This window comes from Arthrobacter sp. 01T425, from assembly GCF_056398725.1.
Genome location: NZ_JBFTPY010000008.1, coordinates 84516 through 97562, shown reverse-complemented (window position 1 = coordinate 97562; position 13047 = coordinate 84516). Strand labels below are relative to the sequence as shown.

Here is a 13047-nt window from a genome sequence, read left to right as displayed (position 1 = left end):
ATCCGTAACGCGCCGTACCCGATGCCGCTATTCTTTGGCCGCTCGATAGAGTTATTCCGTGCGCAACTATTCGACTGAAGCTGAGCCCACGACTCTCGTGGGGCCGTGGCTGGAGCCCCTCCTGCCGGAGCTGATCGCTTTCCGCCGCGACCTCCATGCGCATCCGGAACTTTCGTTCAAGGAGTTCCGCACCACCGATAAGCTGGCGAAACGGCTCGAGGAAGCCGGGCTCAAGCCGCGCCGCCTCGAGGGCACTGGCCTGACGGTCGACGTCGGGCAGGGTCCCATCGCCACCGCACTGCGCGGGGATATCGATGCCCTGCCGATCATCGAGGAAACTGGCCTTGAGTTCGCCTCGAAGAACCACGGCGTGACCCATGCCTGCGGCCACGACGTCCACACTGCCACCATGCTTGGGATCGCGCTGGTCCTGCAGCGCATGCACGAGGCGTCCCCGCTGAGCGGGACCGTCCGGATCATCTTCCAGCCGGCCGAGGAAACCATGCCCGGCGGCGCCACCTCGTGCATCGAACAGGGTGTCCTGGAAGGCGTGCCGCGCATCCTGGCGCTGCACTGCGACCCCCGGATCGAGATCGGCAAGATCGGCACCCGGATCGGGGCGATCACCTCCGCCTCGGACACCATCAAGATTGAACTCTCCGGCCGCGGCGGCCACACCTCGCGCCCGCACCTGACCGAGGAGCTGGTTTTCGCCTTGGCGCAGATCGCGGTCAACGTTCCCGCAGTGCTCTCGCGCCGCGTCGATGTCCGCAGCGGCGTGTCCGTGGTCTGGGGGCAGATTTCCGCGGGCTCGGCCCCGAACGCCATCCCGGGCAGCGGCTACATGGCCGGCACCATGCGCTGCCTGGACCGCGACGCCTGGCACGACGCCGGCGAGCTGCTCGACGACATCATCCGGCAGGTCGCCGAGCCGTACGGCGTCGATGTCCACCTGGAACACACCCGCGGCGTGCCGCCGGTGGTCAACTCCGAGCACGAGACCGCGCTGATCGAGGCCGCGGCCCGCGCCGAAATCGGCGAGGGCGCCGTGGTCCTGACCCCGCAGTCCATGGGCGGGGAAGACTTTGCCTGGTTCCTGGCCGACACCCCCGGCGCCATGATGCGCCTCGGCACGAAGACGCCAGGCGGGGAAGAATACGACCTTCACCGCGGCGACTACATCGTCGATGAGCGGGCGCTGGGCCTGGGCATCCAGGTGCTCACGGCGGCGGCCCTGCGCACCATCCGCGACCTGTAAGCCGTTCCGCCCGGGCTTCTACACCGGGCCCGCCCTGCTGCACCCGGCCAGGACCGCCGCACGGAGTTTCCCCACCTATTCCGGCACGACGCCGGGACACGCCGGCGGTGCGGGCCGACACGCCGTCGGCACCCGTCAAACGTGGGGAAACTCGGCGGCAGCGACGGGGAATCGTGCCGCGGCGGCCCCTTCTACGTCGATGCCGGTTCCTGCTCCGCAATTCAGTTGTGCACAACTGAATTGCACGCAACTAAATTGTGCGGTACGGTGGAGTCATGACCACGTCAGAAGAGGCCCGCACGGACGGCCCGGAAGCGCTCCGCCTGAACCGGCAGGTGTGTTTTGCGATGTACTCTGCCTCACGTGCCGCCACGGCCGCCTACCGGCCCATGCTCGAGGAGCTCGGCCTGACCTACCCGCAGTACCTCGCCATGCTGGTGCTCTGGGAAGCGGAGCCGCGCAGCGTGCGTGAACTGGGGGAGGAGCTGGGCCTGGACTCCGGCACGCTCTCGCCGCTGCTCAAGCGGCTCGAAGCGCTCGGACTCGTCCAGCGCCGCCGCTCCGCCGAGGACGAGCGCCGCGTGGAGATCTTCCTGACCGGCGCCGGCGCCGCCCTGAGCGCCAAGGCCAGCGGCATCCCGCAGCGCCTGGCGGACGCCGCCGGGCTCACCGCCGCGGAACTGGACCAGCTCCGCGACACCCTGGGCCGGCTGACGAACGCGCTCCACGCCTCCCACTAAGCCCTTCCCTTAAGCCCTTCCCCCTCCACCACCCTTCCCAGGCCCCCACGGCCGACGTCGAAATCGCGGGAGGCGTGCCAGCTCGCCGGAAGTTTACGGCGACTCCGCAGGCTTCCGGCGAGTTCCCCGCTGAACCCCTTCTTCCCGCCGACAGAACGGAATCACCATGAAGACCCTTTACACAGCAGAGGCCCTGGCCTCAGGCGAAGGCCGCGACGGCACCGCCATCAGCAAGGACGGCAAGCTGAGCGTCACCCTTGCCAGCCCGGTCGAACTCGGCGGTGACGGCGCGGGCACCAACCCCGAACAGCTCTTTGCCGCCGGTTACGCCGCGTGCTTCCACTCCGCCCTGCGCCTGGTGGGACGCAAGGAGCGCGCCGACCTGACGGACTCCGCCGTCGCCGCCAAGATCCACTTCGGCGCTCTCGAGGACGGTGCCGGCTACGGTCTGGCCGCCGAACTTGAGATCGCCCTGCCCGCCGTGGACCGGGACACGGCCGAGGCCCTCGTGGCCAAGGCCCACCAGATCTGCCCGTACTCCAACGCCACCCGCGGCAACATCACTGTCGACATCACCATCCTGGAGGTAGCCGCATGAGCAACAACACCGAAACTCTCACCCTTCCCGCCACCACCCGCGAGATCCAGCTGGCGTCCCGCCCCCACGGCCGCCCCGTCCCGGCGAACTTCCGCCTCGCCGAGTCGGCGCTGCCCGAACTGCAGGACGGCCAGGTCCTGGTCCGCAACCTGTTCATCTCGGTGGACCCGTACATGCGCGGACGCATGAACGACGTCAAGTCCTACTCCGCGCCGTTTGCGCTGGATACCGCCCTCGACGGCGGCGCCGTCGGCGAAGTGATCGCGTCCCGGGCCGAAGGCCGCGCTGTGGGCGACACGGTGGTGCACGGCCTCGGCTGGCGCGAATACGCCGTCGTCGATGCCGCGGCCACCACGGTGGCGCGCACCGATCTGGCCCCCGCGTCAGCATTCCTCGGCGCCCTCGGCATGACCGGGCTGACCGCCTACGCGGGACTGCTGAAGGTCGCGGAATTCAAGCCCGGCGACGCCGTGTTCGTCTCCGGCGCCGCCGGCGCGGTCGGCTCGCTCGTCGGGCAGATCGCCAAGGCCATGGGCGCGTCCCGGGTGATCGGCAGCGCCGGCTCGCCGGAAAAGGTGGCACGCCTGCTCGAACTCGGCTTCGATGCCGCGTTCAACTACCACGACGGCCCCGTGGCGGAACAGCTCGCCGCGGCCGCGGGTGAGCGCGGGATCGACGTCTACTTCGACAACGTCGGCGGCGAGCACCTCGAAGCCGCGCTGTCCGCCCTCACGGTCGGTGGCCGGGTGGCCATGTGCGGGGCCATCGCCCAGTACAACGCGACCGAACCGACGCCGGCACCGCGGAACCTCATGCTGGCGATCGGCAAACAACTGACGCTCAAGGGCTTCCTGGTGGGCGGCTACTGGCAGCACATGGCCGAGTTCGTCGAGACCATGTCCGGCTGGCTGGCCGACGGAACGGTCCGTTACGACGAGACGGTGGTGGACGGGCTGGAGAACGCCCCGCAGGCCTTCATGGACCTGCTCGACGGCGCCAATACCGGCAAGATGCTCGTGCGGCTGTAGCCGGACACCCGGCAATCGCCGTGCCGCCACATACGCCTCCGGCGCCGGTTCCTGCGGGGACCGGCGCCGGAGGCGTCTGTGGTCGCGGCGGGCACCGGCTACCTCTAGGTAACAAGTTCTCAACAATCTGGGCATTCGCCGGGACGTGTGTTATCGGGACGTGGCGCAGGCCACTACAGTAGCTTGCATAAGTGCGCCTCGGCGCAGTGCTGCGAAATCCATCAGTGACAACAGAGATCAGCGGAACACCGCAGACAGACACTCATTGAACTTCCGTCGTAGCGCCTACTCTTTCTTCCTGGAGGAAAATTGAAGAACTCTCTGCGTGCCACCTTTAAGCGCGGATCAATGGCCGGCGTTGCCACCGCGGGCGCGGCTGCACTCCTGCTGACCGGCTGCGGAGCTGCCCCGGAGGCCAGCACCGCCACCAACACCGCCAGCAACTACACGGGCTGCATCGTGTCCGACTCGGGTGGATTCGATGACCAGTCGTTCAACCAGTCGTCCTACGAGGGACTGCAGAAGGCCAAGAAGGATCTCGGCATCGAGATGAACCAGGCCGAGTCCAAGACCAACAACGACTTCGAACCGAACCTGCGCGCCATGGTCTCCGCCGGCTGCAACCTGACCATCACGGTCGGCTTCCTGCTCGGCGACGCCACCAAGTCCCAGGCCACCGCGAACCCGGACAAGCACTTCGCCATCATCGACTTCGGCTATGACACCCCGGTCGCCAACGTCAAGCCGATCATCTACGACACCGCCCAGGCAGCATTCCTGGCCGGCTACCTCGCAGCCGGCACCACCAAGACCGGGACGGTCGCCACGTTCGGCGGCATCAAGATCCCCACGGTCACCATCTTCATGGACGGTTTCGCCGACGGTGTGAAGTACTACAACGAGAAGAAGGGCAAGGACGTCAAGCTTCTCGGCTGGGACAAGGCCAAGCAGGACGGCTCCTTCACCGGTGACTTCGAAAAGCAGGACAAGGGCAAGCAGTTCACCCAGAACTTCCTGGACCAGGGCGCAGACATCGTCATGCCCGTCGCCGGTCCGGTCGGCAAGGGTGCCGGCGCGGCCCTGCAGGAAGCCAAGGCAGCAGGCAAGGACGTCAAGCTCATCTGGGTTGACTCCGACGGCTACCTCACGGCACCGGATTACAAGGACATCATGCTCTCCTCCGTCATGAAGCAGATGGGCGAGGCCGTCGAGACGGTCGTCAAGCAGGACAAGGACGGCCAGTTCACCAACAAGCCGTACGTTGGCACCCTCGCGAACGACGGCGTCCAGCTTGCCCCGTTCCACGACATGGATTCCCAGGTTTCGGCCGAACTGAAGTCCGACCTGGACCAGATCAAGAAGGACATCGCCGACGGCAAGCTGAAGGTTGAATCCGCAGCCAGCCCGAAAGCCTAACTTCCTCCGCTAAGCGCCACGGCCCGTCCGGTCACCACCGCACGGGCTGTGGCGCTTTTCGTTGCGGCCCTTAGTGCCTCAGATCCCAGGCACTAAGCTGGTGCTGCAGCGCCCCTACGCGTCCGGACCAAGCCGTCCGGACACCTCGAGATTGGTCAGAGTTTTGAAACTTGAACTCAAGGGCATTACCAAACGCTTCGGCTCCCTGGTAGCGAACGATCACATCGATGTGGTTGTTGAACCCGGGCAGATCCACTGTCTGCTCGGTGAGAACGGCGCTGGCAAGTCCACGCTGATGAACGTCCTCTACGGACTGTACGAGCCCACAGAGGGCGAAATCCTAATCGACGACAAACCGGTCACGTTCCGCGGCCCCGGCGACGCCATGGCGGCCGGCATCGGCATGGTGCACCAGCACTTCATGCTGGTCCCCGTCTTCACCGTCGCGGAGAACGTTGCCCTGGGAGCGGAGACCACCAAGACCGGCGGATTCCTGGACCTGGATGACACCCGCCGGAAAATCCGGGAGATCTCGGACCGGTACGGTTTCGACGTCGACCCCGACGCGCTGATCGAAGACCTCCCCGTGGGCGTGCAGCAGCGCGTGGAGATCATCAAGGCACTCGTCCGCGACGCCAAGGTGCTCATCCTCGATGAGCCCACGGCCGTGCTGACCCCGCAGGACACCGATGAACTGCTGGACATCATGCGCCAGCTCAAGAGCCACGGCACCTCGATCGTCTTCATTTCCCACAAGCTGCGTGAGGTGAAGGCCGTTTCGGACACCATCACCGTCATCCGGCGCGGCAAGGTAGTGGGCTCGGCCGATCCCGGCGCCTCGACCACCGAGCTGGCTTCCATGATGGTGGGCCGGGCCGTGAGCCTGACCCTGGACAAGGCTCCCGCGAATCCGCAGGAGACCACCTTCGAGGTCAAGGACCTCACGGTCATCGCCCCCAACGGCCAGCACGTGGTGGACGGGATCAGCTTCGGAATCGCCCGCGGCGAGATCCTCGCCGTCGCCGGCGTCCAGGGCAACGGCCAAACCGAGCTGACCGAAGCCATCCTCGGCCTGCACGAGCGGGTCCACGGCTCGATCACCCTCGACGGCGAAGAACTCGTGGGCCGCAGCGTCAAGGAGGTCCTCAACGCCGGCGTCGGGTTCGTCCCGGAGGACCGCTCCCTCGACGGGCTGATTGGCACGTTCTCCATCGCCGAGAACCTGATCCTGGACCGCTACGACCAGGCGCCGTTCGCCAAGGGCATCAGCATGAGCCCGGCCAAGGTCCTGGAGAACGCCAAGACCCGGATCGAGGAATTCGACGTCCGCACCCCGTCCGGCTCACTGGCAGCCGGCACCCTGTCCGGCGGCAACCAGCAGAAGGTCGTCATGGCCCGGGAGCTCTCCCGGCCGCTGCGGCTCTTCATCGCCTCCCAGCCCACCCGCGGCGTGGACGTGGGCTCCATCGAGTTCCTGCACAAGCGGATCGTCGCGGAGCGGGACCACGGCACGCCCGTCATGATCGTCTCCACCGAACTGGACGAGGTGATTGAACTCGCCGACCGGATCGCCGTGCTGTACAAGGGCCGGCTGGTCGGGATCGTCCCGGCCGGCACCGGTCGTGACGTCCTGGGCCTGATGATGGCCGGCGTTTCCCCGGACGAGGCCCAGACCGACGCAGCAGGCAGGCACTCGGCCCGATCCCTTTCTGAAAACCCGGCCGCGAACGCAGCAGAAAACCCGGCCGGCACCCCGGCCGAAAACCCCGCAACGAAGCCGGCCATGAACCCGGCCCCCGCCGCCCCGTCCGTGCAGGAGCCCGGCTCCGGCGCCGTAGGAGACCCCCATGAGTGAGAACACCGAGCCGCGGTCCGCGGCCGCACCGGACCCGGACCGGCTTCCGGCATCGCAGGCCACCGACGTGGAGCCTGAACCGCTCGAGGACGATGCAGACTTCGTCACCTCGCTGGACACCGCGGGCGGCGCCCACCAGCCATCGGCCGTTCCGGTCTCGACCCAGAGCGGAGCTCTTCCGGGTGCCCCGGAAGAGGAGTCGCTGCTGCGCAAGATCTTCACCGGCAACGGCATCGTGACCATCCTGGCGGTGCTGCTCGCACTGATCCTCGGCGGCCTGCTCATCGCCATGACGGACAAGGTTGTCGGCACCACGGCGGGCTATCTCTTTGCCCGGCCCAGTGACTTCCTCATCGCCGTCTGGTCCGCCGCCACCGATTCGTACGTCGCCCTCTTCCAGGGCGCGGTCTTCAACCCCCGCGGGAACGGCGTGGCCGGACAGTTCGCCCCCCTCATGGAGACGCTGACCATCGCCACCCCGCTGATCACCGCCGGCCTCGGCGTCGCCCTGGCCTTCCGCGCGGGCCTGTTCAACATCGGTGCGCAGGGCCAGATCATCATGGCCGGCATCCTCGCCTCATGGGTCGGCTTCGCGCTGCACCTGCCGCTGGGGATACACCTGCTGCTGGTCCTGGTGGCCGGCGTCATCGGCGGCGCCGTCTGGGGCGGCATCGTCGGCGTGCTCAAAGCCCGGACCGGCGCCCACGAGGTCATCGTGACCATCATGTTCAACTACATCGCACTCTATTTCCTGCGCTACCTGCTCGACACTGACTTGTTCCAGCGTCCGGGGGCGGACACGCCGATATCGCCCATCGTGGACCCCAGCGCCGCGTACCCGCTGATCTTCGGCAGCCAGTACCGGCTGCACCTGGGATTCCTGCTGGCCATCGCGGCCACCGTGTTTGTTTCGTGGCTGCTGAACCGCTCCACGCTCGGTTTCGAATTCCGTGCCGTCGGGGCCAACCCCAAGGCAGCCCTGACCGCCGGCATCAACGTCTCCCGGGCCACCATCCTGGTGATGACCATTGCCGGTGGCCTGGCCGGCCTGGCCGGCGTGGCACAGGTGGCGGGCACCGAAAAGGTCCTGACCGACGGTGTCGCGGCAACCTACGGCTTTGACGCGATCACGGTCGCGCTGCTGGGACGGTCCTCGCCATGGGGCACCTTCGCCGCCGGCCTGCTGTTCGGGGCCTTCCGCGCAGGCGCTGTCCAGATGCAGATCCAGACCGGAACTCCGATCGACATCGTGCTCGTGGTCCAGTCACTCATCGTCCTGTTCATCGCGGCGCCGCCGCTGGTCCGGGCGATCTTCGGACTCAACCCGCGCAAGAAGAAGGCCGCGACCGCCGGCAAAACCAAGCAGGCCGCAACCACCGGAGGTGCCGCATGAGCACAACAGCAACCTCGCCCGTTGAAGGAAAACCCCAGCCGGAGAAGAACCACAGGCCGACGGTGTCCGCCAAGCCCGTGACTTGGAAGTTGCCGGTCACGCTTGCGGTGCTGGCCACCGTAGCGTTCATCTTCTTCGGACTGCTGGGCCCGCAGGCGAACGCCAAGTTCGGCGTTTCATCCAGCGGAGACTTCTTCCAGCTCCCGGCGATCGAAGTACCCGCATTCCTGTCCGGCATGGTGCTCTCCCTGATCCTGCTGGGCCTCGCGGGCTACGCCCTGGTCCTGAAGGCGAGAGCGAACCGGCGGCCCCCGCGCTGGGTGCCGGCCGTGTTCACCGTCGTGTTCGTGGTCGCCTTCCTGATCTGGGTGGTGGGCGGCGCCCGGACCCCCAGTATTTCGCTGGCCGGCCTCATCGCCGGATCCGTGACCCTCGCCGTGCCGATCGTCTTCGGCTCCCTCTCAGGTGTGCTGTGCGAACGCGCCGGCGTCGTCAACATCGCCATCGAAGGCCAGCTCCTGGGCGGTGCCTTCACGGCCGCGCTCGTCGCCAGCCTGACGCACAACCCCTACCTGGGCCTGCTTGCGGCGGCCGTGGCGGGCGCCCTTGTGTCGGTGGTGCTGGCAGTGTTCAGCATCAAGTACGTGGTCAACCAGATCATCGTCGGCGTCGTGCTCAACGTCCTGGTCTCCGGGCTCACCGGCTTCCTGTTCACCACCGTGATGCAGTCCGATCCGGAGAAGTACAACTCGCCCGCCGAGCTGCCCATCATCGATATCCCGGTCCTGTCCAGCATCCCCGTGATCGGGCCCATCCTCTTCAAGCAGTCCGTGGTGGGCTACCTGATGTACGTGGCAGTCATCGTGATCTGGGTCGCACTGTTCAAGACGAAGTGGGGCCTGCGCGTCCGTGCCGTGGGCGAGCACCCGCAGGCGGCCGACACCCTGGGCATCAAGGTCAACGCGACCCGCTTCTGGAACGTCACGCTCGGCGGCGCCGTCGCCGGGATCGGCGGATCGTTCTTCACCCTCGTGGCGATCGACAGCTTCACCAAGGAAATCTCCGGCGGGCGCGGCTTCATTGCCCTCGCCGCCATGATCCTGGGCCGCTGGAACCCGATCGGGGCGTTCTTCGCCGCGCTGCTGTTCGGCTTCGCCGACAACCTGCAGAGCATCGTGACGATCATCGGCACCCCGGTGCCGAGCCAGTTCATGGCCATGCTGCCGTACGTGGTGACCGTGTTTGCCGTGGCCGGGCTCGTCGGCCGCTCCCGGCCGCCGGCCGCTGACGGCATACCGTACATCAAGGGCTGAGAATGGACAGCATCGACGTCGACTGGGCTGCACTCGAAGCCGCGGCAGTGTCCGCCATGAAGAACGCCTATGCGCCGTATTCGAAGTTTCCGGTGGGGGCCGCGGCCCTCACCGGAGACGGGCGGATCGTCAGCGGCTGCAATGTCGAAAACGCCAGCTACGGGCTGACCCTGTGCGCCGAGTGCGCCCTGGTGGGCAACCTGCAGATGACCGGCGGGGGATTGCTGCGCGCCTTCTACTGCGTCGATTCCGGCGGGAATGTCCTCATGCCGTGCGGGCGCTGCCGCCAGCTGCTCTACGAATTCCGGGCTCCGGACATGGAGCTCATGACCACGCAGGGAATCAAGACCATGGACCAGGTCCTTCCCGATGCCTTTGGCCCCCAACACCTGGAGGAACCCCGGTGACACAAACGACACAGAACCCCAACAACAGTGAAGCGTTCGACGCCGTCGACATCATCCGCATCAAGCGGGACAAGGGTGTGCTCAGCCCGGCCCAGATCGACTGGACAATCGACGCGTACACCCGCGGCGCCATCGCCGACGAACAGATGGCCGCCCTGAACATGGCCATCCTGCTCAACGGCATGGACCGGGCCGAGATCTCCCGCTGGACGGCGGCCATGATCGCCTCCGGCGAGCGGATGGACTTCTCCAGCCTGCGGCGGCCCGACGGCGGCGTGAAGGCGACGTCGGACAAGCACTCCACCGGCGGCGTCGGGGACAAGATCACCCTGCCGCTGGCTCCGCTTGTAGCGGTGTTTGGCGTGGCAGTGCCGCAGCTCTCGGGCCGCGGCCTCGGCCACACCGGCGGCACCCTGGACAAGCTCGAGGCCATCCCGGGCTGGCGTGCGGCCCTCAGCAATGAGGAAATGATGGCCCAGCTCCAGGACGTCGGCGCGGTCATTTGCGCGGCCGGCGCCGGGCTGGCCCCGGCGGACAAGAAGCTCTACGCGCTCCGCGATGTCACCGGGACAGTGGAGGCCATCCCGCTGATCGCCTCCTCGATCATGAGCAAGAAGATCGCCGAAGGCACCGGCTCGCTGGTGCTCGACGTCAAGGTGGGCAGCGGCGCGTTCATGAAGGACGAGGCCCGCGCCCGCGAACTGGCCGAAACCATGGTGGCCCTGGGCAAGGACGCCGGCGTCAACACGGTGGCCCTGCTCACCAACATGAACACGCCGCTGGGCCTGACCGCGGGCAACGCGATCGAGGTCGAGGAATCCGTGGAGGTCCTCGCCGGCGGAGGCCCGGACGACGTCGTCGAACTCACCGTCCGGCTCGCGGAGGAAATGCTGGCGTGCGCCGGCATCCGCGACGCCGATCCCCGGGCAGCACTCCGGGACGGCCGGGCCATGGACGTCTGGAACCGGATGATCGAGGCCCAGGGCGGAGACCCGCGCGCCAAGCTCCCGGTCGCCAAGGAATCCGAGGTCATCTACGCCCCGGCCGACGGTGTCCTGGTGGAGCTCGACGCGATGGCCGTCGGCGTCGCTGCCTGGCGGCTCGGTGCCGGGCGCGCCCGCAAGGAGGACCAGGTCCAGGCCGGTGCCGGGGTGCGGATGCACGCCAAGCCCGGCGCCACAGTCAAGGCAGGCGAACCGCTCATGACCCTGCTCACGGACACACCGGAGAAGTTCGAGCGTGCCAAGGAAGCGCTCGAACACGCCGCAGTGATCGCCCCCGAGGGCTCCCGGCCCGCCCAGAAGCTCATCATCGACCGCATCGCCTAAGCCCGTTGCCCTATCCCTTACGGTGCCCAAACCCTGGGGATAACAGCCGTACGGGAGAGGGCAGCGGCGGCCGGAGCCGGCGTTACACTGACTCCACAGCAGTACCCGTCAAGCGCAGGCCCGGCCCCGGCCGAGCCTGCGCTTGGATAGATCTGGCCCCGCCGCGCGTTAGGAAGCTGTGCAGGCAATCAATGACTTCATCCTCGCCGCCGCAGGGCAACCCTGGGTCCTCGTCCTGGTTTTCGCCTGCTGCGTGATCGACGGGTTCTTCCCCCCGATTCCGAGCGAATCGGTGGTGGTGGGCCTGGCTGCAGTCGCCGCCACTGCGGGCGTCCCCAACCCTCTGCTCCTGGTCGCAACGGCTGCCGCAGGGGCCCTGGTGGGCGACAACATGGCTTACCTGATCGGCCGCGGGACCGGAATCCGGCGCTGGGCGTGGCAGCGCGGCCCGCGCATGCAGGCGGCCTTCCGCTGGGCCGGCCGGGAACTGCGGAAACGGCCTGCCTCACTGATCCTTGTGGCGCGCTTCGTCCCGATCGGGCGGGTGGCCGTAAACCTGACCGCCGGCGCCACGCACTACCCGTGGCGCAGATTCGTCAGTCTGACGGTGCTCTCGGCGCTGCTGTGGGCCAGCTACTCGGTGGGGATCGGACTGACTGTTGGTCCGTGGTTTGAGGAAAACCACGTGCTGGGCGCGGCCATTGCCATCGTCTGCGCGATCGTCCTGGGCGTCGTCCTGGACCGTGTGATCAGCAGGGTGCGCGGCCGCGCACCGGAGGAACCGACGCATTCCGTGCCGCCCGCCGAGTCCTAGGCGGATTGGGCCCGCCCATGGGACACTTAGGAGCGATTTGGGTCACGTTTGTTGGCCGCACGTCGTGCAAAGTTTCGTCCATGGTTCTACCCACTGTCATCGCGAGTACGATACGGCTTAGTTGTCCGTTCCCAGTCATCAAGGAGCACCACCTGCATGGAGTTCATTAACGAGGCCGTGCTCCATGCCGCTGGCCAGTGGTGGATCTACCCCCTCCTGCTGGTTTTCTTCTTCGTGGACGGCTTCGCGATGGTGGTCCCCAGCGAGACCCTGATCGTTGCCCTGGCGGCGTACTCCGTGCACAGCGGCCAGCCCAACCTGTGGATCCTGGGCCTCACCGCCCTCGTGGGAGCCATGGCCGGCGACAACATGGCCTACATGCTGGGCCGCAAGATTGGCCTCGAGCGGTTCCGCTGGATGCGCAAACCGAAGGTCCAAAAGGTGTTCGGCTGGGCCCACTACGAACTTGAAAAGCGCGGCGCCGTCCTGATCTTCACCGCCCGGTACATTCCGTGGGGCCGTGTCGCCGTCAACTACGTGGCAGGCACGACGGCGTTTCCGCACCGCCGGTTCTTCTTCCTTGACGGCTTTGCCTGCCTGACGTGGGTGGCCTACTCAATCGGCATCGGCGTCCTGGCCAGTTCCTTCCCGTGGCTGCACCACAACCCGTTGCTCAGCGCGGGCATCGCGGTGGTATTCGCCATTGTGCTCGGTGTCCTCATCGACCATCTCCTGCGCTGGTGGCACAAGCGCCTGGGCCGCCACGACACCAGTCCGGTCCCGTCCGAGACCGAATACGTCAACGAACCCGCCTCCGGTGAGCGTGCTTCCGAGCTGCACGGCACGATGCTGGCCGGTCCGTCCGCTGAGTCCGGAGCGTCCGGAAAGTAGCTTCCG

12 protein-coding genes are annotated in these 13047 nt (G+C 67.1%); all 12 read left to right on the top strand.

The window, feature by feature from the left end; translation table 11 throughout:
- Positions 1 to 58: 58 nt before the first annotated feature.
- The 12 genes from AC1DNG_RS10955 to AC1DNG_RS10900 all read left to right on the top strand — a co-directional run bounded on the left by AC1DNG_RS10955 (position 59) and on the right by AC1DNG_RS10900 (position 13041).
- Positions 59 to 1258, top strand: coding sequence for an amidohydrolase (locus AC1DNG_RS10955; RefSeq protein WP_476849117.1), 1200 nt, complete (start codon positions 59 to 61; stop codon positions 1256 to 1258).
- Positions 1259 to 1533: 275 nt separating this feature from the next.
- Positions 1534 to 1998 carry a MarR family winged helix-turn-helix transcriptional regulator gene (locus tag AC1DNG_RS10950; RefSeq protein ID WP_476856598.1) on the top strand — a complete coding sequence of 155 codons (465 nt, stop codon included), beginning with the start codon at positions 1534 to 1536 and terminating at the stop codon, positions 1996 to 1998.
- 166 nt (positions 1999 to 2164) lie between these two features.
- The gene (locus tag AC1DNG_RS10945; protein WP_028277343.1) at positions 2165 to 2596 is read left to right on the top strand and encodes an organic hydroperoxide resistance protein; all 432 of its coding nucleotides are present in this window, start codon (positions 2165 to 2167) and stop codon (positions 2594 to 2596) included.
- Positions 2593 to 3624, top strand: coding sequence for an NADP-dependent oxidoreductase (locus tag AC1DNG_RS10940; RefSeq protein ID WP_476856597.1), 1032 nt, complete (start codon positions 2593 to 2595; stop codon positions 3622 to 3624). Before AC1DNG_RS10945 ends, AC1DNG_RS10940 begins: the two co-directional genes overlap by 4 nt.
- A gap of 309 nt (positions 3625 to 3933) precedes the next feature.
- Positions 3934 to 5040, top strand: a complete 1107-nt coding sequence (locus tag AC1DNG_RS10935) for a BMP family lipoprotein (RefSeq protein ID WP_476856596.1) — start codon at positions 3934 to 3936, stop codon at positions 5038 to 5040.
- A 163-nt stretch (positions 5041 to 5203) separates the two neighbouring features.
- On the top strand, positions 5204 to 6895 hold the full coding sequence (locus tag AC1DNG_RS10930) for an ABC transporter ATP-binding protein (RefSeq protein ID WP_476856595.1): 1692 nt from the start codon (positions 5204 to 5206) through the stop codon (positions 6893 to 6895).
- Entirely contained in the window at positions 6888 to 8288 is a 1401-nt protein-coding gene (locus tag AC1DNG_RS10925) for an ABC transporter permease (protein ID WP_476849112.1), read from the top strand. Before AC1DNG_RS10930 ends, AC1DNG_RS10925 begins: the two co-directional genes overlap by 8 nt.
- Positions 8285 to 9601, top strand: coding sequence for an ABC transporter permease (locus AC1DNG_RS10920; protein ID WP_223914190.1), 1317 nt, complete (start codon positions 8285 to 8287; stop codon positions 9599 to 9601). The genes AC1DNG_RS10925 and AC1DNG_RS10920 overlap by 4 nt, the downstream gene beginning before the upstream one ends.
- Before the next feature lie 2 nt (positions 9602 to 9603).
- Positions 9604 to 10008, top strand: coding sequence for a cytidine deaminase (locus AC1DNG_RS10915; RefSeq protein ID WP_476856594.1), 405 nt, complete (start codon positions 9604 to 9606; stop codon positions 10006 to 10008).
- A complete protein-coding gene (locus tag AC1DNG_RS10910; protein WP_476856593.1) occupies positions 10005 to 11336 on the top strand; it encodes a thymidine phosphorylase in 1332 nt (443 codons plus the stop codon). The genes AC1DNG_RS10915 and AC1DNG_RS10910 overlap by 4 nt, the downstream gene beginning before the upstream one ends.
- 178 nt (positions 11337 to 11514) lie before the next feature.
- Positions 11515 to 12150, top strand: a complete 636-nt coding sequence (locus AC1DNG_RS10905) for a DedA family protein (RefSeq protein ID WP_476856592.1) — start codon at positions 11515 to 11517, stop codon at positions 12148 to 12150.
- A gap of 156 nt (positions 12151 to 12306) precedes the next feature.
- Positions 12307 to 13041 (top strand): DedA family protein, encoded by a 735-nt coding sequence (locus AC1DNG_RS10900; protein WP_476856591.1) that lies wholly within the window; start codon positions 12307 to 12309, stop codon positions 13039 to 13041.
- Positions 13042 to 13047 lie beyond the last annotated feature (6 nt).

Bases quoted from the DNA above. Each gene is read 5' to 3' on its own strand.
- AC1DNG_RS10950 (WP_476856598.1), top strand. From the start codon at position 1,534: ATGACCACGTCAGAAGAGGCCCGCACGGACGGCCCGGAAGCGCTCCGC.
- AC1DNG_RS10925 (WP_476849112.1), top strand. From the start codon at position 6,888: ATGAGTGAGAACACCGAGCCGCGGTCCGCGGCCGCACCGGACCCGGAC.
- AC1DNG_RS10900 (WP_476856591.1), top strand. From the start codon at position 12,307: ATGGAGTTCATTAACGAGGCCGTGCTCCATGCCGCTGGCCAGTGGTGG.
- AC1DNG_RS10920 (WP_223914190.1), top strand. From the start codon at position 8,285: ATGAGCACAACAGCAACCTCGCCCGTTGAAGGAAAACCCCAGCCGGAG.
- AC1DNG_RS10915 (WP_476856594.1), top strand. From the start codon at position 9,604: ATGGACAGCATCGACGTCGACTGGGCTGCACTCGAAGCCGCGGCAGTG.
- AC1DNG_RS10940 (WP_476856597.1), top strand. From the start codon at position 2,593: ATGAGCAACAACACCGAAACTCTCACCCTTCCCGCCACCACCCGCGAG.
- AC1DNG_RS10945 (WP_028277343.1), top strand. From the start codon at position 2,165: ATGAAGACCCTTTACACAGCAGAGGCCCTGGCCTCAGGCGAAGGCCGC.